20 protein-coding genes and 1 tRNA gene are annotated in these 18,731 nt (G+C 57.9%); 12 read left to right on the forward strand and 9 right to left on the reverse strand.

All coding sequences use genetic code 11. The annotated features are described in order from the left end of the window. Window positions 1–18 precede the first annotated feature (18 nt). Both Q1A71_RS02400 and Q1A71_RS02405 read left to right on the forward strand, forming a co-directional pair. Window positions 19–990: a hypothetical protein gene (locus tag Q1A71_RS02400; protein WP_299671336.1), complete on the forward strand. Its 972-nt coding sequence runs from the start codon at window positions 19–21 to the stop codon at window positions 988–990. An 85-nt stretch (window positions 991–1,075) separates the two neighbouring features. Continuing rightward, a complete protein-coding gene (locus tag Q1A71_RS02405; protein ID WP_299671338.1) occupies window positions 1,076–1,990 on the forward strand; it encodes a hypothetical protein in 915 nt (304 codons plus the stop codon). A gap of 221 nt (window positions 1,991–2,211) precedes the next feature. On the opposite strand, the gene Q1A71_RS02410 is transcribed toward Q1A71_RS02405, so the two are convergent. From Q1A71_RS02410 to Q1A71_RS02420, 3 genes are all read right to left on the reverse strand, one after another. After that, window positions 2,212–2,937: a hypothetical protein gene (locus tag Q1A71_RS02410; RefSeq protein WP_299671341.1), complete on the reverse strand. Its 726-nt coding sequence runs from the start codon at window positions 2,935–2,937 to the stop codon at window positions 2,212–2,214. 98 nt (window positions 2,938–3,035) lie between these two features. Next, window positions 3,036–3,329 (reverse strand): helix-turn-helix transcriptional regulator, encoded by a 294-nt coding sequence (locus Q1A71_RS02415; protein ID WP_299671343.1) that lies wholly within the window; start codon window positions 3,327–3,329, stop codon window positions 3,036–3,038. Continuing rightward, window positions 3,326–3,676 (reverse strand): type II toxin-antitoxin system RelE/ParE family toxin, encoded by a 351-nt coding sequence (locus tag Q1A71_RS02420; RefSeq protein WP_299671346.1) that lies wholly within the window; start codon window positions 3,674–3,676, stop codon window positions 3,326–3,328. The genes Q1A71_RS02415 and Q1A71_RS02420 overlap by 4 nt, the downstream gene beginning before the upstream one ends. 304 nt (window positions 3,677–3,980) lie before the next feature. Between Q1A71_RS02420 and Q1A71_RS02425 the strand changes: the two genes are divergently transcribed. Together Q1A71_RS02425 and Q1A71_RS02430 are read left to right on the forward strand one after the other, a co-directional pair. Next, window positions 3,981–4,244 carry a hypothetical protein gene (locus tag Q1A71_RS02425; RefSeq protein ID WP_299671349.1) on the forward strand — a complete coding sequence of 88 codons (264 nt, stop codon included), beginning with the start codon at window positions 3,981–3,983 and terminating at the stop codon, window positions 4,242–4,244. Then, complete coding sequence (locus Q1A71_RS02430) at window positions 4,241–5,815, forward strand: recombinase family protein (RefSeq protein ID WP_299671959.1); 1,575 nt, start codon at window positions 4,241–4,243, stop codon at window positions 5,813–5,815. Before Q1A71_RS02425 ends, Q1A71_RS02430 begins: the two co-directional genes overlap by 4 nt. On the opposite strand, the gene Q1A71_RS02435 is transcribed toward Q1A71_RS02430, so the two are convergent. Then, window positions 5,778–5,853, reverse strand: a tRNA-Thr gene (locus Q1A71_RS02435). The two genes, Q1A71_RS02430 and Q1A71_RS02435, sit on opposite strands and share 38 nt — an antisense overlap. Before the next feature lie 177 nt (window positions 5,854–6,030). On the opposite strand from Q1A71_RS02435, the gene Q1A71_RS02440 reads away from it, so the two are divergent. Continuing rightward, on the forward strand, window positions 6,031–6,855 hold the full coding sequence (locus Q1A71_RS02440; RefSeq protein ID WP_299671352.1) for a hypothetical protein: 825 nt from the start codon (window positions 6,031–6,033) through the stop codon (window positions 6,853–6,855). A gap of 33 nt (window positions 6,856–6,888) precedes the next feature. Here Q1A71_RS02440 and Q1A71_RS02445 read toward each other — a convergent pair whose 3' ends face one another. Together Q1A71_RS02445 and Q1A71_RS02450 are read right to left on the reverse strand one after the other, a co-directional pair. Next, window positions 6,889–7,983, reverse strand: a complete 1,095-nt coding sequence (locus tag Q1A71_RS02445; RefSeq protein ID WP_299671355.1) for a Gfo/Idh/MocA family oxidoreductase — start codon at window positions 7,981–7,983, stop codon at window positions 6,889–6,891. Between the two features lie 10 nt (window positions 7,984–7,993). Further along, window positions 7,994–8,701 carry a GntR family transcriptional regulator gene (locus Q1A71_RS02450; RefSeq protein WP_299671357.1) on the reverse strand — a complete coding sequence of 236 codons (708 nt, stop codon included), beginning with the start codon at window positions 8,699–8,701 and terminating at the stop codon, window positions 7,994–7,996. Window positions 8,702–8,803: 102 nt separating this feature from the next. Between Q1A71_RS02450 and Q1A71_RS02455 the strand changes: the two genes are divergently transcribed. The 6 genes from Q1A71_RS02455 to dctP all read left to right on the forward strand — a co-directional run bounded on the left by Q1A71_RS02455 (window position 8,804) and on the right by dctP (window position 14,415). Continuing rightward, window positions 8,804–9,958: an LLM class flavin-dependent oxidoreductase gene (locus Q1A71_RS02455; protein WP_299671359.1), complete on the forward strand. Its 1,155-nt coding sequence runs from the start codon at window positions 8,804–8,806 to the stop codon at window positions 9,956–9,958. Then, window positions 9,958–10,848 carry an aldo/keto reductase gene (locus Q1A71_RS02460; RefSeq protein WP_299671362.1) on the forward strand — a complete coding sequence of 297 codons (891 nt, stop codon included), beginning with the start codon at window positions 9,958–9,960 and terminating at the stop codon, window positions 10,846–10,848. The genes Q1A71_RS02455 and Q1A71_RS02460 overlap by 1 nt, the downstream gene beginning before the upstream one ends. Window positions 10,849–10,868: 20 nt before the next feature. Beyond that, window positions 10,869–11,372, forward strand: coding sequence for a flavin reductase family protein (locus Q1A71_RS02465; RefSeq protein WP_299671364.1), 504 nt, complete (start codon window positions 10,869–10,871; stop codon window positions 11,370–11,372). 80 nt (window positions 11,373–11,452) lie between these two features. Next, entirely contained in the window at window positions 11,453–12,043 is a 591-nt protein-coding gene (locus tag Q1A71_RS02470; RefSeq protein ID WP_299671367.1) for a TRAP transporter small permease subunit, read from the forward strand. Then, window positions 12,043–13,332, forward strand: coding sequence for a TRAP transporter large permease (locus Q1A71_RS02475; protein ID WP_299671369.1), 1,290 nt, complete (start codon window positions 12,043–12,045; stop codon window positions 13,330–13,332). The genes Q1A71_RS02470 and Q1A71_RS02475 overlap by 1 nt, the downstream gene beginning before the upstream one ends. A 24-nt stretch (window positions 13,333–13,356) precedes the next feature. Next, a complete protein-coding gene (gene dctP, locus Q1A71_RS02480; protein WP_299671372.1) occupies window positions 13,357–14,415 on the forward strand; it encodes a TRAP transporter substrate-binding protein DctP in 1,059 nt (352 codons plus the stop codon). Window positions 14,416–14,451: 36 nt separating this feature from the next. Here the strand turns inward: dctP and Q1A71_RS02485 are convergent, their stop codons facing one another. Next, window positions 14,452–14,922, reverse strand: a complete 471-nt coding sequence (locus tag Q1A71_RS02485) for a tetratricopeptide repeat protein (RefSeq protein ID WP_299671375.1) — start codon at window positions 14,920–14,922, stop codon at window positions 14,452–14,454. 102 nt (window positions 14,923–15,024) lie between these two features. Between Q1A71_RS02485 and Q1A71_RS02490 the strand changes: the two genes are divergently transcribed. Continuing rightward, on the forward strand, window positions 15,025–16,212 hold the full coding sequence (locus tag Q1A71_RS02490) for a cytochrome c peroxidase (RefSeq protein WP_366140210.1): 1,188 nt from the start codon (window positions 15,025–15,027) through the stop codon (window positions 16,210–16,212). Here Q1A71_RS02490 and Q1A71_RS02495 read toward each other — a convergent pair. Together Q1A71_RS02495 and Q1A71_RS02500 are read right to left on the reverse strand one after the other, a co-directional pair. Then, complete coding sequence (locus Q1A71_RS02495) at window positions 16,202–17,515, reverse strand: GH1 family beta-glucosidase (RefSeq protein ID WP_299671377.1); 1,314 nt, start codon at window positions 17,513–17,515, stop codon at window positions 16,202–16,204. The genes Q1A71_RS02490 and Q1A71_RS02495 overlap by 11 nt on opposite strands. Then, window positions 17,515–18,549 carry a substrate-binding domain-containing protein gene (locus Q1A71_RS02500; RefSeq protein WP_299671380.1) on the reverse strand — a complete coding sequence of 345 codons (1,035 nt, stop codon included), beginning with the start codon at window positions 18,547–18,549 and terminating at the stop codon, window positions 17,515–17,517. Before Q1A71_RS02500 ends, Q1A71_RS02495 begins: the two co-directional genes overlap by 1 nt. Window positions 18,550–18,731: the final 182 nt, after the last annotated feature.

Genomic DNA, 18,731 nt, shown 5'->3' on the forward strand with positions numbered 1-18,731 from the left:
TCACATTGGGAGGTATCCATGGGTTGGAAAGGAACAATGCGGTCACTTGCTGCAACCGCGCGCCGCATGGAAAAAGAAGCAGAGCGTAAACATAAACAGCAGCTAAAGGAACGGATAGCAGCCGACGCCAGCGATGCGGTATCCGATTGGGAAAGATACATCGACAACTTGTTGTCGGTTCATACCAATCTGACACGTCGCATCGACTGGCATCGCATGATAGATAAACCGGCGCCTAAACAGCCACAGACCAAGAGCAGACATAGTGATCGAGCAATGGCTGCGATGGTGGGCTTCAAGCCAGGTATGTTTGACTTCTTGACAGGCGGAACCAAGAAGAAAAAGAGCATTCTTGAACAGAATCTGAAGGCTGCAACAGAAAAGGACCGTATTGAGAACGAGCGCATTCTTCGAAAGTACGATGAAGATGTTGCAGAGTGGGAAAATGATCGTAGCTTAGCAAAACGTCTTGTTGACGGCGATATCCTTGCAATGCGCGAGGTTATTTCTGAACTTAAGTCTCTGAGTGAAAACGACCTTATTGGATCATCAGTAGAGTTTTCCATTTACGAGAATTCAGTGCTCGCAAGGCCACAAGTGCATTCCGATGAGGTAGTACCAAGCATGCGTCGCAAGCAACTTGCAAGTGGTAAACTTTCTGAAACCAAAATGCCTGTTGGTCAGTTCAACGAATTGTATCAGGATTATGTTGCCAGCGTTGCTTTAAAGGTAGCGGGTGACCTGTTCCAGGTTTTACCCATAGATGAGGTCTATGTTACGTGTGAAGGTGAGATGCTGAACACAGCCACTGGGCATAAAGCACCGACACCAATCTTATCAGTGCAGTTTGTACGCAAGACCTTTGAGACGCTTAACTTGTCCAACATCGATCCGTCTGATTCAATGATAAACTTCAACCATAAGATGAATTTTTCAAAGACCAAGGGATTTACGTCGATTACTCCTCTCATGGAACCATTTGAAGAGTAAGCCGAGACCCTAATCATGCCAGTTTGTGGGAGCGGCAGAGCATAAAATTTGACTACAAAATATAAGTAGAAAGCATTGGTGAATCATGGGTCAAGCAAAACACTTGATGATGGAAATGGAAGAAGCTCTCTGGGAACCAGCGGAAGCATTTTTCCATTGCCCTGTTTGCGGCAAAGAGGTCGACGGGGAAGTTGAGCTACCCGTAGTATACGAAGAAAGCGACGAATATCATTTTCCTGTCAGTGTTTTCTGTTTTGAATGTCAAAATAGGTTCGACGGTTGGGTCAGGACGGATTGGGATAACTGCCGGATAAAGTTAGACGACTATCCACAGATAGATGTGACGGCTGCATCAGTGCAGGGTTATCCAGATCAAGACAGCTATGACTACGACTACTATGAGTGGCTAGCAGAACAAGAGCCGCTCAGTCGCACCATTCGTGAAGCATTCGAACGAACAGTTTCTGATATTCGGGCTCTTGCTGATGGTGTTTCGGTTGATCCAAAATCCCAAATGTTGGCCCGTATGCTGCTTTCTCAGAGTATTACAGCATTGGAGGTTTTCTTAGCTGACTCACTCATGGTTACCGTAGCGAACAGCACAGTGGGCCAGGATCGCTTATTCAGAGCAAAAAGCCTCGGTATCGGCACCATCAAGTTTGAACTCAAAGACGCTATAGGCTTCGAGTTTTTTGCTCGGGAGAAGCTGCTTGAGCATCTCCGGGCAGTTTCGTTTCATAACTTAAAAAAAGTCGATGGCTTATTCCGAACTGGCATTGGGGTTCAGGTTTTGACCGAAGGTGACGAGTTGGACGCTATAACCGCTGCAATAAGAATTAGACACGACTGCGTCCATCGAAATGGGATGGATCGAGACACAGGTCAAGTTCACCAGATAAGCAAAGAAGAGCTGCTAGACCTAACCAAAGCTCTGCAAAATCTAGTGACAGCATTGGATAGAAAAATAGAGAAATATGAGGAAATGCAGTCAAAAGATTGAATCACGTCCGTTGACTCTTGCTAGCCTTCAGTTTTTGCTGCCGCGAAGAGCAATTGAGCAACTTGGCAAGAATTGCTGGCTCCGAGACGATCCGTAGTGATCTTGGTGAGGCGCAGGAGGCCTTTTCTACGCGCTTCTCGCTCAATGAGAGTCAACCTACATGTCGGCGTGCAACGCTGGGGGGCCGTTGCCGAAGAAAAATTTGACAGCAGCATACCAGCCTACCCAACCATCCTCACACTCATATGATGGAGATGGCGTTCGACGTCGCCATGAACCCAGATAATCAACTGATCGACGGCAGTCGGGATGTCGCGTGTTGGCGCAGAGACTATCACAAACTCATGCAGCCCTTCGGGGCCATTTTCGGAAAGTGGATCGATCTGACCGCTTGGAAGCCGTGGCAGTCGGTTGATCCCTTGCTGGATGATAGCAACTGCAGATCGATCAGGGGCTAGTTCCAATACGCCCCATCTGTCGTCAATGCCTTGCAAGGCGATGGCGTGGCCATTGATGGCACTATTGAGTTGCAGACAAAAGCGTTGTCCAAGCTTGAGCGTATCATCGGCGGTCTGGAGCGCGCTGTCCCGTTGGACGATTCCCATGGTAGATGGCACAAGCTGGATTGTTAAATGACCTTTGATGGCGTGTTCATCCAAATATTGCCGCCACCGTTTGGTCGGTGTGTCGGGGAATATCTGCGGCGATATCCTATGAGCCAAACTAAAGTGATGCTTGATCAACCATTGATGTGTCAGCATGGCAAAGGTCTTGTCGATCTGGCCTTTGCGCATGTTTCTTGCGTAGTCTTTGCCGTGAGGAATGGGATATCCCACCGCGTCATCCATGATCAGTTCTGGTGTTTTTCGCGGATCAAGATCGGCTAGTGCTTTAAGGATCGGGTAAAGTTGCGCCTTGTGGCTCGCATTTGTCGGATCAAAACTCATATCTCAGTGCAAGCTTTCACTAGTGCCAAGATCGCGATTTGATCTGTCGCGACCTTTCCCGGCCATCCTCAGTCCCTTTCGTGCCATAACGAAAGCGCTTAGGTTAGCTCCAAACGGATACCACGCCCAACAGCTTTAGCGGCACGCGCAAGGATACCCAGCGTAACCCCATCATGATCCGGGTCAAGCAGACGATTTAGTTGTGATCGGCTGGTATCAAGACGTTTTGCCATTTCCACTTTAGAAATACCCTGATCCTTCATGGCCTCAGCCAGTTGAAACGCAAGGACACGCTTCACGGCTACTTCGGTTGTTTCCTCGTAAGTGCCCTGATCCTTCAGGAAGTCATCGAATGACTCTCCTGCACGTCCTTTTTCAATTTTGTCTGTCATCTCAAACCTCTCATTCTCTTCATTGCGGTGTCCAAATCTGCTTTGGGCGTCTTTTGTGTCTTCTTGATAAACCCATGTAGAAGGATCATCTCCCCTTCATGAGCGCAGAATAAAACACGTGCGATATTGCCCTTCTTCAGATTTGTCCTCACTTCCCAAAGCCCTTTGTGGCTGCTAATTGCACGGCACAGCGGCATACCAATAGGCCAACCAAACTCTGCGGTTCGAATGTCGTCTCCAACCTTTTTTCGATCATCATCTGATAGACCCAACAACCACTCGCGTACTGGCATTCTGCCGCTCTCCGATGAAAAAAATCGGGCTGGCAGCCGTTTTTTATCGTTCATTCCTAAATGTACCATAAAAGGTACACTCTGTCAAAGTTTTCCGTATACCTGTTTCTACCCGCTCATTACCCAAGATTGCCATCAGCTTGCCACGATAAGAACAGGCTAAGCGTATGGGATTAATAAATTTTCTCTTGCGTGATTGAGAGAAGTAGTGGATGATGTTCTATATTTGTTCTAACTGCGACTGTGCAACTAAAGCACCGCGAAAAGAACGCATCACCCAGACATTTGAAAAGGAAACAAGCGCATGTCCCGTTCGCCCGATAGTCATGACTCCCCGCCACCTAGTTCGCACACCCCCATGGAAGAGGCACTTCAACGTCCCAGCCTGTGCATTGACTGGGAAGTCTATGCCGCCATGCTCGAAGAGAGCAACATGCCCTTGGATCAGCAGAAGGAGTTGATCGAAACACTCTGGTCGATTGTCGTGGCCTTCGTTGATCTCGGCTTTGATCTCAACCCTGTCACCCAAATCTGTGGAGAAGATGACGATGTTTTGAGTGATGATCCTCCAGATATTGTATCCTTGATGCAGGCAGAGATGATCGGACAGGAGGAGCTATGAACGCACAGAACCAACAATCCATTGTAACCAAGCCAACCAAGGCGGTGATCTATACGCGTGTGTCTGGGGCGAAACAGGTGCGTGAGGGCGATGGCCTGGCCTCTCAAGAAAACCGCTGCCGCGAATATGCCACCTACAAGGACTATGATGTCGTTGAGGTGTTCAGTGATGATATGTCAGGCAAGTTCGAACGCCGACCAGCGATGGATCGGATGCTGGCGTTTCTGAGATTGCATCCCAGAAACAGCATTGTTGTCATCATTGACGATATCAGCCGCTTTGCCCGCAATGTGCAGGCCCATATCAAGCTGCGTGAAACACTGGCCGAGGCTGGTGGTATCCTGGAAAGCCCATCGATTGAGTTTGGCGAGGATAGTGACTCACGACTGGTGGAGCACATGCTGGCCTCTGTGGCGCAGCATCAGCGTGAGAAGAACGCCGAGCAAACTTCCAATCGCATGAAGGGGCGGATGATGAATGGCTATGCCGTCTTTGCTGCTCCCATCGGCTACAAATACAAGAAGACAGGTGCACACGGGAAACTCCTGACCCGTGATGAGCCCTTGGCGTCGATCATCCAGGAAGGTCTGGAGGGTTATGCCTCTGGACGGATTGCGTCGCAGGCCGAGCTGAAACGTTTCTTTGAATCGCAAGCCCTCTTTCCCAAAGACCTACCTAACGGTCAAATCCGACAGCAGAAGGTCAGCGATATCATCAGCCGTGTTGTATATGCGGGCTATGTCGAGCATCTGCCCTGGGGCATCACACGCCGTAAGGGCCATCATGAGCCGATCATCTCATTGTCCACCTATGAAGCCATCCAGCAGCGCAAGGCAGCAAGACCTCTGGCACCAGCCCGCAAGGACATCAATCGTGACTTTCCCCTCCGTGGCTTTGTGACCTGTGCCTGCTGTGACAAGCCAATGACAGCTGCTTGGGCCAAGAGCAGAACTGGCAAGCGGCATCCCTATTACTTCTGTCAGACGCGCGGCTGCGACTATCGCCGCAAGTCGATCCGCCGCGCAGATATCGAAGGGCGCTTTGAGGATATCCTCAAAACCCTCCAGCCTAGCCAGAACCTGTTTGAGATCGTCAAAGCCATGCTCAAGCAAGCCTGGGAGATGCGTCTCGACCAGCAGGGCCAGCAAAAGGCAGTGATCGCCAAGCAGATCAAAGCTATCGACAAGGATGTGTCCAAGACCCTCGATAAGATCATGGGCAGCAGCAACAAAACCGTGATTGCTGCCTTTGAAAAACGCATTGAAGAGTTGGAAAGACAGAAGACTGTTCTGATGGAAAAAGCCACTCAATCGGGCAAGCCAAAGAAGAGCTTCGCAGAAATTATCGAACCACCCCTGAGCTTCCTGGCAAACCCCTGGAATCTCTATCAAAACGGGTCATTCGCCATGAAGAGACTGGTGGTGAAACTGGCCTTTAGCGGCCCCTTGGCATACGACCACAAGAGCGGCTATCGAACCGCGCAACCCTCTGGGATATTTAGCTTTTTGAGTGATTTTCACCTAAAAAGTGAAATGGTGCCCCCACACGGACTCGAACCGCGGACCTACTGATTACAAATCAGTTGCTCTACCAGCTGAGCTATAGGGGCGTTGATCGGTCGTTTAGTTATTTTGACCGCAACACGCAAGATGGAAATTTACCCTTAGCTTTGGGTTTGAACAAGGTGGATCGCCGGGGTAGCTTGCCGAGACGCTCTCTCAACCGCATGGGCCTTATGCAGCTGCTCTTTCACACAGGCGCGCACTTCACAGAGGAAGAGCGATTGATGCGAAGCCTGCTGAAGAACAAGGACCTGTTCAGCGCGTATGGTGTGGCCGTGCCCGGGCCGGGAAAGTATCGCAAGCTTTTGCGGCAGACCATGGACGCGCTGGATGTCAGTGAGCCGGCGGAGAACGCCCGGGAGGTGCTGCTGGATGCAATTCTCGACAATGCCTCGGCAGACCGGGTAATCCTGTCCAACAGCCATTTCTTCGGGCCCCCGCGCACGGCATTGCAGCAGGGTGTAATCTATCCCCGGGCGCCAACCCGGATGCTGCAGATGGCCAACATTTTTCAGACCGACGAGATCGAGCTCTTCATGGCGCTGAAGAACCCGGCCACTTTTCTGCCGGCGGTCCGTGATCGCGCGCAGCCGGGCGACCCGACGGACTTCATGGACGGCATGGATCCGCGGGCGGTGCGGTGGTCGGATACGCTGGTGCGCATTCGAGACGCCGTGCCGAGGATTTCAGTCACGGTGTGGTGCAGTGAAGATTCGCCGCTGATCTGGCCCGAGGTCATTCGCGAGATGGGACGAATCGAACATGGTGATGAGATCGTGGGCGGCTATGACCTGCTTGCGGACATCATGGCGCCGGAAGGCATGTCGCTCTTTCAGGCCTTTGTTGAAAAACATCCCGACATGAGCGAGGCGCAGCGACGGCGCGCTATGGTGGCCTTTCTGGAAAAGTTCGCCGTCGACGATGCGATCGAAGAAGAGTTGGACATGCCGGGTTGGACCGAGCAGCTTGTCGATGAGATGACCGAGATCTACGACGATGATGTCTTCGACATCGCGCGGATGCCGGGCGTTCAGGTGATCGAGCCCTAGTCCATTTTTCTGTCCTGCACTGCCCCGGGGTCCTCAGAGCAGAATGGCCTGACCTGTCCGGGCGGACTCCTGAGCGGCCTGTCCCATCTGCACCGCTCGCAGACCGTCGTCAAAAGAGACGTCCGGTGTTGTGAGGTTGCCGCGCACGACGTCCAGAAACCGTTGATGCTGGTAGAAGGTGGAGCCATTGTGGTCTCCTGCGGCCAGCAGGTCGGGATCAACCGGAACAGCTCTCAATTGAGGCCGCTTCGGATTGCGTGGGCTGATCTCGACCATGGGCGTGGGCGCAGGTCCGAGATCGTCGGGCCAAAATCGCGTCGGCCCCGGGACGAACGCTTCTATCTTTCCCGCAGGGCCCATCGCGGCGATGGTCTCCTGATAGCGCGCGCCTTCGGCGAACATGCACAGCTCCAGCATCGCCCGCGCGCCGCCTTCAAAATCCACGATCACAAAGCCGTTGTCGAGTATGTCGGGACCGGCGCCATCGTAGCATTCATCCAGGTGGTTCACCGATTGTGCGGCACTCGCCATCACCCGGATGGGCTCCATTTTGATCATCAACCGCATCAGATCGAAGAAGTGGCAGCACTTCTCGACGAACGTGCCGCCCGTTTGCGCGTTGAACCGGTTCCAGTTGCCGACCTTGTTCAGGAACGGAAAGCGATGCTCGCGGATCGTCAGCATCTTGATGCCGCCGGTGACCTGCTCGACCTCGTCCAACAGTGCCGCGATGGGCGGCATATACCGATACTCCATCGCCACCCAGATCGGCGCCGGGTAGGTGGCGGCACAGGCTGTCAGAGCTGGAATATCCGCCGGATCCGTCAGCAGCGGTTTTTCCATCAGCAAGGGCAGGGGGCGGGCGGCCGCAATCTGGGTCATTTGCGCCGCGTGGCAGTGGTTGGGGCTGGTCACCACAAGGCAATCCACCGCGTCATCCCGCACCAGGTCTTCCAAACTGTCGGCAAACCGGGCCTGCGGGGCAATCTCGGCGGCGGTGGCGCGCATCGCCGCATCCGGCTCGAAGATCGCCGTCACGGCGGTGTCCGGCAGCAGCGCGATATTTTTCAGGTGCTCTTGCCCCATCATGCCGCAGCCGATCAGGCCGTAGCGGGTGGTCTGTCCCATGGTCGTGTCCCTATTTGAGCCGCTGTACGTAGACGGATTTGCCCGTATCGAACCAAGTGCGGGAAAATTCAATAGGCTCCGGCCCCGCAGCCCAGCTGAACCGCTCGATAAAGCCGCAAGGCGTGCCTGCGGCGCCGAAATCATCCGGCGTCCAGCGTGGCAGGGTGCCGATGCTCACACGGTCTTCGGCGCGGGTGATCCAAAAACCAAGCCGCTTGAGGTAGGTCTGGTAGAGAGATTCGGCCAGCATATCGACACTGAGAGCCCCGGCATCGCCATCCAGCCAGATCTCCTCCACCGCAATTGGTACGTCATTGAGGTAGCGACGGCGGCGAATACGCGTGGCCTGCGCGCTGGTTCCGAATGTGGGCAGGTCGCCAGGCTTAGCCATACCGCGCAGGTCGATGACATCCGCTGTCGGCAGACCGCCGCCGGACAACAGCTCCAGCCGGAACATAGCATAGACACCCGCCGCCTTGCCCGGTTTGCGGATGTAGTTGCCCGAGCCCTGCACACGCTCCAGCAGGCCCTTGTGTTCCAGATCAGCCAGCGCCTTGCGCAGCGTGCCGATGGAGGTGCCCAGCTCAACCGCCATCTGGCGTTCGGGCGGCAGTCGCTCCCCCTCCAACAACCGCCCCGCGTCGATATCGCGGATCAGCAGCTCACTGAGCTGGATGTATTTGGGCAGCGTGGTGCCACGGGCAGGCGGGGTGGTCATGGGGTGAGCGGGTGTCGGTTGAGAATTGATACACTATTGATCTACTATTTCGCGACTGCTATGCAAGATGAAAATACGTGCCCGCAAATTGAAAGGACCCTCATGACCGTTGTGCCCGTCACCTCCGCCGATCTTGATGCGGCGGAAGTCTCCTGGTTCGCCGCCCTCTGTTCGGACGACTACCAGTTTCTGGGCGTGCCGGATGGGGATCTGCGCTCGTCCTGGGCGCATTGCTCCGAGATCGTGAAGACGGCCGAGCGTCAGGGCTTCCGCAACATCCTCTGCCCGTCGTCGTACCAGGTGGGGCAGGACACGCTGAGCTTTGTCGCAGGCTGCGCACCGATCACCGACAAGATCAACCTGCTGGCTGCCGTGCGCTGCGGCGAGATGCAGCCCATCATGCTGGCGCGCACCATCGCGACGCTCGACCACATGCTGCAGGGGCGGCTGACGGTGAATATTATCAGCTCCGATTTCCCGGGCGAGAAGGCCGACAGCGACTACCGCTATCAGCGCTCGCGTGAGGTGGTCGAGATCCTCAAGCAGGCCTGGACACGGGATGAGATCGACCATGAGGGGGAGGTCTACAGCTTCAAGGGGCTGACCACGGACCCGGCGAAACCCTATCAGACGGGCGGGCCGCTGCTCTATTTTGGGGGGTATTCCCCCGCCGCGCTCGACCTTTGTGCCGAGCATTGCGACGTCTACCTGATGTGGCCGGAACCCAAAGAGGCTATCGCAGGCCGGATGCAGGCCGTGCACGACCGCGCCGCTGATAAAGGGCGTACGCTCGACTATGGTCTGCGCGTGCATATGATCGTGCGCGACACCGAGGCCGAGGCCAAGGAATACGCCGATTACATCGTCTCCAAGCTGGATGATGAATATGGTCGCAAGATCCGCGAACGGGCGCTCGATGCAACGTCGCTGGGCGTGTCTCACCAATCGAAGAACCGCGATATTGCCGATGAGTTCGGGTATGTGGAGCCGCATCTTTGGACAGGTGTGGGGCGGGCACGGTCTGGTTGCGGGGCGGCGTTGGTGGGCTCTGCCGATCAGGTGTTGTCGGAAATCGAAGCCTACCAAAAGATGGGCATCCGAGCGTTTATCTTCTCAGGCTATCCTCACATCGACGAGGCCGAACACTTCGGTCGCGTTGTGATGCCGCATCTGAAAACCTGCTCTCTGCCGGAGGCCTATGGCCGCGTGCCACAAGCGGCGCCTGCCACACCCCTCGCTGCGGGGGAGCGTCGCTGATGGACCGGATTGCCCTCTCTGACACACTGGAATTCAGTCGCATCGTCTATGGCATGTGGCGGTTGGCCGATGATAGCGACACCTCGCCCGCGCATGTGCGTGCCAAGATCGACGCTTGCCTGGCGCAAGGCATCACCACGATGGATCAGGCCGATATCTACGGCGGCTATGTTGCCGAAGAGGTGCTGGGCGCGGCGCTCAAGGAAAGCCCGGGCCTGCGCGATCAGCTTGAGATCGTGACCAAATGCGACATCGTCGCACCCATCGGCAAATACGCCGACCGCCGGGTCAAATACTATGATACCTCGGCGGCGCATATTCAGGCCAGCGTCGAGGCCTCACTGACCTATATGGGGATCGAGCAGATTGATCTGCTGCTCATTCATCGACCCGATCCGATGATGGATGCGGCAGAGACGGGTGGCGCGCTCGACGCGCTGATCGCAAGCGGTAAAGTCAAGGCGGCGGGGGTGTCGAACTTCCGCCCGTGGGACTGGGACCTGCTGCAATGGAGCATGGCCAACAAGCTCGTGACCAACCAGATCGAGATCAGCTTGGCTGCGCGGGACTGTTTCACCAACGGCGATTTGGCGCATCTGCAGCAGCATCACATCAGCCCGATGGCGTGGTCCCCGCTGGGCGGCGGCAGCCTGATGACCGACGACAGCCGCGTCGCTGTGCAACTGGATGCCGTGGCGCACGCGCAAGGTGTGGATCGCGCAGCGGTCGCTGTGGCCTGGCTGCTGGCACATCCGGCGGGCATCCTGCCGGTGATGGGCACCAACACGCTGTCGCGGATCGCGACCTTCTCAGACGCCTTCAAGGTCGAGATGGACCGGCAGACCTGGTTCGAGCTTTACGAGGCCGCAAGCGGTCAGGAGGTGCCATGATGGCGGACGGAACGCGACAGATGACCAAACTCCACAGCTTTGTGCCTGGCCCGGAGACCAAGCTGCAACTGCGTGCCGCCTTTGGACAGTTCGGCACCGGCGTGACGGTGGTGACGGCCCAGACGGCGGACGGCCCGATTGGCATGACGGCGAATTCCTTTTCCAGCGTCTCGCTGGACCCAGCGCTTGTTCTGTGGTGCCCGGCCAAATCATCCAGCCGCTATCCGCATTTCGCGGCCGCAGAGCATTTTGCGATTCACCTGATGGGCGCCGAGCACGAACACATCGCCATGGGATTTGCCAAATCCGCGCACGCCTTTGACGGGCTGGATGTGACGCACAATGCGCATGGTGTCCCGCTGCTGGGCAACTGCCTCGCGCGCTTTGAATGCACCACCCACCAGATCCATGACGCAGGCGACCACGCAATTGTTGTGGGCCGCCTGCGCTCAGCCGCGTTCCGGGAGGGGAATGCGCTGATTTTTTGCCAAGGCCGTTTCGGACGGTTTGACAATCCGGCCTAAAAGGCCAACGAATGAAGCGTGTGGGGAAAACCCGCACGTCGTGACCCGGAATACCCGGGCACAAGGGAGGAGGCTCCGGAATGGGAGCATTGCTGGCGGTGATGACACCGCTCCGGCTGGTTAATGAGGTCGTGCTCAAGCTGGGCAGGGGCCTTGGGGTGGTGGCAGTGGCGCTTATGGTCACCGCAATCCTCATTCAGGTGTTCTACCGCTATGTGCTAAACAACGCGCTGCCCTGGCCGGATGAGGCGGCTCGCTTTTGCATGCTGTGGATGACCGGGCTGATGGCGCCTACGGCGTTTCGGCGCGGCGGCTTTGTGGCCATTGACACGGTTGTGCGGTTGCTGCCGGAGCGTTTGGGCGCGTTGATCTCGCTGATCCTGCTGTTTCTCAGCCTTGGCGTGTTGATTGTCGCCGCGCAGATTGGCTGGTCGGAAGTTACCGGATTTGCGGGGAAATTCGCAACTGCCGCGCTGTACTTGCCCACAGACCTGAGCTTTAAGAGCTGGTTCCGCGTGCCGCGCAGCTGGATGATGGCCTCGCTGCTCTTCGGGGTGATCGTGCTGATTTCGGTAAACGTCGAGCTGATCCTGCGCGCGCTGGTGAAGATGATGGGCGGTGCAGATCAGCTGCCCGCGATCACTCTGGAAGAACAGGTAGGGGCAGAATAATGCTGGTCTGGTTCCTGCCGCTCTTTTTGCTGTTTCTGATGATTGGCCTGCCGGTGTTCTTCGGCCTGCTGGCCGCGCCCGGCATTCTGCTCTGGCTGAACGGGCAGGAGCGCGACATCACGCTGCTCTATCGTAATCTCTACAACGGGATGGACAGCTTCCCGCTGATGGCGATCCCTTTCTTCATGCTGGCGGGAGAGCTGATGAACCGCGGCGGCATCACCATGCGGCTGGTGGAGTTTTCCCAGGCCATGATGGGTCATTTCCGTGGCGGTCTCGCGCATGTGAACATCTTGTCGTCTATGCTCTTTGCGGGCCTGTCAGGCTCGGCTGTGGCTGATACCTCTGCCCTTGGCTCCATGCTGATCCCCGCGATGGAAAAGCACGGCTACACCCGCCGCTTTGCCGCTGCCATCACTGCGGCCAGTTCCGTGATCGGGCCGATCATTCCGCCGTCGGGCATCATGATCATCTATGCCTACGTGATGGGTGAGAGCGTCGCGGCCCTCTTCCTTGCAGGCATCGTGCCGGGTGTGATGGTGGGCCTGGGCCTGATGCTGATGGTGAAGTTCCAGGCCGACAAATACAACTTCCCGGTCGCCACCAAAAAGCACTCCTGGGGTGAGCGTGGGCAAGCCAGCCTCAAGGCGTTTTTTCCGCTGCTGACCCCGGTGATCATCCTGGGCGGCATCCTTGCGGGTGTCTTCACACCGACCGAAGCGGCTGCGGTCGCTGTGGCCTATGCTCTGATCATCGGGCTTTTTGTCATGCGCACGCTGAAATTCAGCGACTTGCCGGATGTGCTGAACCGCGCGGGGATTACCTCTGCCGTGGTGTTGCTGCTCGTGGGCGCTGCGATGGCCTTCAAGACCGTCGTCAGCCTCAGCCACGCGCCGGAGACCATGGCGGAGTTCGTGTTGAGCCTCACGAGCAACCCGCTGATCCTGCTGTTCCTGATCAACCTGCTGCTGTTCATCGTGGGCATGTTCCTCGATGCGGGCCCTGCGATCATCATTCTTGGCCCGATCCTCGGCCCGATCTTTGTGAGCCTCGGGGTCGATCCGATCCACTTTGCGATCATCATGAGCGTGAACCTGACCGTCGGGCTGGCCACGCCGCCCATGGGGCTGGTGCTGTTCGTCGCCTCGTCGGTGTCGGGTGAACGGGTCGAGACCATCTCCAAGGCGATCCTGCCGTTCCTGGCGGTTGAGATCCTCGTGATCTTCCTGATCACCTACATACCGGCCATCTCCATAACGGTCCCGCGCCTGACGGGTTTTGCAAACTAAACGACATCCAATGGGAGGAAAAACATGATCAAAAACACCCTCAAATCGCTGACCGTGGCGGCCATGCTGGCCGGGTCCGCGATGGCGGCAGCGGCGCAGGACTATACGCTGCGGGCCACGGCCAATTCCAACGAGAACGATGAAGACTACGACGGCCTCGTGGTCTTCAAGAACTACGTCGAAGCGGCCTCCAACGGCGCCATCGCGGTGGAGCTTTTCATTGGCACCCAGCTGTGCGGCAATGGTGCGGAGTGCCTGCAGGGCGTGGCGGACGGCACCATTGATATCTTTGTCTCCACGTCGGGCGGTGCCTCGGGCATTTTCCCCTATGTTCAGGTGCTCGACCTGCCGTATCTGATGGCGGATGACCGAATTGCGGAGCACGTGTTGTCGGGCGATTTCACCCGCAAGATGCGCGACATGGCGCTGGAAGATTCCGGCGATTCGATCCGCCTGATGACCATTGGCAACACCGGCGGCTGGCGCAACTTTGCCAACACCAAGCGCCGCATTGCGGAACCATCGGACATGGAAGGCCTGAAAATCCGCACCGTGGTCGCCGACCTGCCGCAAGAGCTGGTGAAAGCGCTGGGTGCTGCGCCTACGCCGATCCCATGGCCGGAGCTGTTTACGTCCTTCCAGACCGGTGTGGTCGAAGGCTCCAAGAACGGCATCACCGACATCATGGGCATGAAATTCCCCGACGCGGGCCTGAAATATGTCACCCTCGACGGTCACGCCTATATGGGCGCGTTGTGGTGGATGAACAACGCGCGCTTCCTCGAGATGCCCGAGGATATGCGCCGGGTGGTGGTCGACGGGTTCTACGCCCTGCAGCAGGCGACCTTTGCCTCCCCCAAGCGCAAATCCATCGAGGCTTACGAGCAGTTCGTGGCCGAGGGTGGCGATCTCTACGTGCCGACGCCGGAGCAGAAAGAGGCGTTCAAGGACGGTGCGGCGCCGGTGTTTGACTGGTTCAAGGCCAATGTCGCGCGTGGGGAGGAAATCTTCGATGCCCTGACAACAGCCGTCGCCGAAGCCGAGGAAGAGATCGGCGCGGCACGTGCGGCGGATCTGAACTGATCCTCTGGTGGGGCGGTCCATCTGGCTGCCCCATCGTCACCGAAACGGGTACATCCAGACCTTGTAATCCGCGACCAGCTCATGCGCCTTTTCGATCTCCTCCCGGGTCATCTTCTTCACGACCTCTTCGAGGCTGATCGCCGCGTCCGGATCACCACCGATGGCCGACAGCGTGTACCACATGTAGGCGCGCACGAGGTCCGGGGCGGGCATCCCGCGACCGACCTCATAGTACCAGCCGACCCCCGATTGCGCCCCCGGATGCCCCTTCATCGCCGAGCGCAGGTACCACTCGAACGCGCGCATGTCGTCCCGCGATACACCAAGGCCCATGGCATACATCACACCGATCAGCTCTTCGGCTTCCGCATTGCCCGAGCGCGCCGCCGGCCAGAGCGCCGCGTAGGCCGCCTCAAAGCGGCCCTCTTCCATCATGTCGCGCGCCTCTTCAATTTCTGCAAGGGCAGGGCCAGCCAGAAGTGCAAAGGCAAAACATATGGCGCGCATGGGTTCCTGTTCTCCTGTGTTGCGAGCGTCGCCGCCGCCGGTGATCTGCCCCGGCCCCTGACCGCCGATGATTTTCTAAGCTTCGACAGGGATCAGGCCGCGTTGGGCCAGTCCTTGTTCTACGATACCATCCTGTCGGGCAATCGGAATATCTCTTGCGCGCATTGCCATCATCCGAAGTTCGGCACCGGCGATGGGTTGAGCCTTGGCATCGGGGAAGGCGGGCAGGGACTGGGGCCGGACCGGACACCCGGCATAGGCCTTGCGCGCATCGCCAAGCGCATTCCACGCAATGCGCCGGGGCTGTGGAACCTCGGCGGGCGCGATCTGACGGTCATGTTTCATGACGGGCGGTTGAGCAAATCTGAGCTATTCGGCAACGGGTTCAATTCGCCTGCAGAGGAGTGGCTGCCGCAGGGGTTGAATTCGTTGCTGGCCGCGCAGGCACTCTTTCCGCTTGTGGCTCAGTTCGAGATGGCCGGAAACCCGGGTGAGAACGAGATCATCGGTGCTGTGCACGACCGGATCGACGCTGCTTGGCCCATCCTCGCCAAACGGGTGCGTACGGCAGGGGGGTATGGCGCGCGCTTCGTCGCCGCCTTCGATCACATCGATGCCCCCGAAGAGGTGACCATCGTCGAGATCGCCAATGCTCTGGCCGCCTTCATGGCACTGGAATGGACCAGCTTTGACAGCCTGTTTGATCAGTATATTGGAGGGGACCACGCCGCACTGACAGCAGACCAACACGCGGGCATGCAGCTGTTCTATGGCAAAGCGGAGTGCGCCAGCTGTCATTCTGGCCCTCTCATGAGCGATCAGAAATTCCACGCGCTGGGGCTGCCCGCCTTCGGTCCCGGACGCACGCGCTTGTTCGATCCTTACGCGCGCGACGTGGGGCGGATGGGCGAAAGCAACCGGCTGGAAGATTCATATGCCTTCCGCACACCCATGTTGCGCAATGTGGCGCTTACCGCGCCTTACGGCCACAACGGGGCTTTTGCCACGCTGGAGGGCATCGTGCGCCAACACCTCGACCCGGCGCGGTCGCGGGCCGACTGGCGACCGGAGGATGCGAAGTTGCCGGATGTGCCGTGGTTGGAGGCGGGAGACTTCGTGATCCAGTCGGATGCACGCGAAATGGCGCGTCAGGCGCGCGTGGTACCCGGAAAGAGACCGGATCTGAACGATGAAGAAGTCGCGCAGATCGTGGCCTTCCTCAAGAGCCTTACGGGCACTCACAGCGTGACCGACCCACTCTTCGGCGTGCCGGAGTGGTTTACCCCCTAAGCGCCTTTGCCAGCGCGTGATAGGAGGCTTTGGGCGTGCGATCCAACGTTTTGAAATCCACGTGGATCAGGCCGAAGCGTTTCTCATAGCCGAGCGCCCATTCGTAATTGTCCATGAGCGACCAGAAGGTATAGCCTTTGAGGGGAACACCCTCGGCCATTGCCTGTTGCGCGGCGGAGATGTGGGCATTCAGGTACTCAATACGTGCGTCATCCCGCACACCCGCCTCGTCCGGGTTTGCCATGCCGTTTTCGGTGACGTAGAGCGGCAAACCCTTGGTGTAGGTCTCATGTACCCAAGTCAGAAAGTGGTGCAGGCCCTCGGGATAGATTTCCCACCCCATCTGCGTCTTCGGCAGCGGCCCATTGACTTCCTGATGCGCGGGCCACGGGCCGTCTGTCGGCGCAATGCGCTTGCAGGTATAGTAGTTCAGCCCGCACCAATCGAGCGGCTGGCCGATCAGCTCGAAGTCATCCTCCCAACCCTTGGGCATATGCGGAGCGAGGCCTTCCATGACATCCTCAGGGTACGCGCCCTTGAAGAGGCCGCCGAGGAAGAAGCGGTTGTAGTAGCCATCATAGAGCTTGGCGGCCCTTGCCGCCTCGGGCGAGTCATCCGTAGGGTGAGCATATTCGAAGTTGCAGACAGCGCCGAGGTTTGACACGCCGAGCGCGCGCATCGCCTGGATCGCCCGGCCATGCCCGGTCAGCACATGGTGCATCGCGTGAGCGGTCGCACGGATATCGCGCAGACCGGGCGCGTGATGCCCCATGAAATGCGACAACCAGCCGACGCACCAGGGCTCATTGATCGGGGCCGCGCTGAACACCCGGTCGCCGATGCGCTGCATGATGACCGTGGTGTAGTCTGCCAGCCAGTGCGAGATATCCGGGTTTCGCCAGCCGCCCAGATCGGCCAGTGGCACGGGCAGCTCCCAGTGATAGAGCGTGACCATGGGGTTCAGGCCGCGCGCAAGCAGCCCGTCAACGAGCCGGTCATAGAAGTCGAGGCCCTCCTGGTTTGGCGTGCCGCGCCCTTCGGGCAGCACCCGCGCCCAACTGGTCGAAAACCGGTAGGCATCGAGCCCCAGCGCTTGCATCAGGTCCAGGTCCTCTTCCCAGCGATGATAATGATCGCAGGCGACCGCACCGTGCTCGGCACGCACTACATTGCCTGGCGTCGCGGCGAAGGTATCCCAATGAGTCTGGCCCGCACCACCGAAGCTGTGCCCTTCGATCTGGTAGCTGGAGGTGGCGGCGGCAAACTGGAAGCCATCGGGGAAATCCGATCTCTTGAAATTCATCATGCGTCCTTTTGGGGGCAGGGGCCGGTCGAGGGGCCGATCACGAGCTCTGCGTCCCACAGCTCGGTTCGCAACTCTTGGTCGGGCCGCGCGATCTGGTCAATGAGCAGTTCGGCGCACCGGCGGCCCGCCGCGCGCACAGAGGAGCGGATCGCCGTGAAAACAGGCACCGTTTGGCCGTTTGGCAAATAGGAAATCTCATCGTCAAAACACAGGACCGAGATATCCTGGCCCATCACCAGACCGCGCTCCTGAAGGGCGCGGCGAATGCCGAGGGCGGAGACAATAGACGAGGCGACGAAGGCCGTGGCTGGATCCGTCTGATCGAGCATCTCATGCGTGGCGGTATACCCGTAGGGCTCACTCATCTCGTTGGATCGCATCAGATCCGCATCCGGCGCGACACCAGCCTGTCGAACAGCCGCGAGATAGCCCTCGCGCCGTCTCTGCGCGAAGTCCATGCGCTCTTCCCCGTTGATCAGCCCGATCCGGCGATGTCCAAGATCCAGAAGGTGCCGCGTGCCGGTCTCAATTGCGCGAGTGTTGTTCACGTCGAGCCAGGAGTACGGTGTTTTCACCTCCGAGGCGCGACCATGCACCAGGAACGGGATCTCCAACTCACTGAGGAAGTCGATCCGCGGATCATCGCGTGCGGGAGAATGCACGATTATGCCGTCCACGGCCCCTTTCTCGGCCACACCGCGATAAGCGCTGAATTCGTCTTCATCCCGGACCAGCGACAGGCTCATATTGTAGCCGTGCTGCGCGTAAACCTCCCCAGCGCCCGCGATAAAGTCGGCGAAGACGATGTTGACCATCTCGTTCTGCTTGGAGAACGGAATGATGTGGCCGATCGCCATGGACCGACCGGTGGCAAGGGTCTGGGCGCGGACGTTGGGACGATAATTGTATTGCTTGGCTGCGGCCGTAACCCGCCTGCGGGTCTGTTCACTGACCTCTGGATACCCGTTCAAGGCGCGGCTGACGGTGGTCTGCGACAGGTTCAACCGCTCCGATAGCTCTCGTAAGTTCATAAGACCCGCGGTCCCATTTTTGGTCTCAAACAGCGATCAGCCTAGGCACAGCCGCGGGGCAGGTCAAAGCGGAAACGGCCAGTGCCCAGCAGGACATTCGCAGCGCCTTGAAAAGTGGTGCAGAAACCCAACCTCGAGTTGACACATTTGATACCTTCCTCCAGTTTTCAGCCATCCAAAGC

Origin of the sequence: uncultured Roseobacter sp. (assembly GCF_947493125.1) — a bacterium.
In the GTDB taxonomy this organism is placed as follows: Bacteria; Pseudomonadota; Alphaproteobacteria; order Rhodobacterales; family Rhodobacteraceae; genus Roseobacter.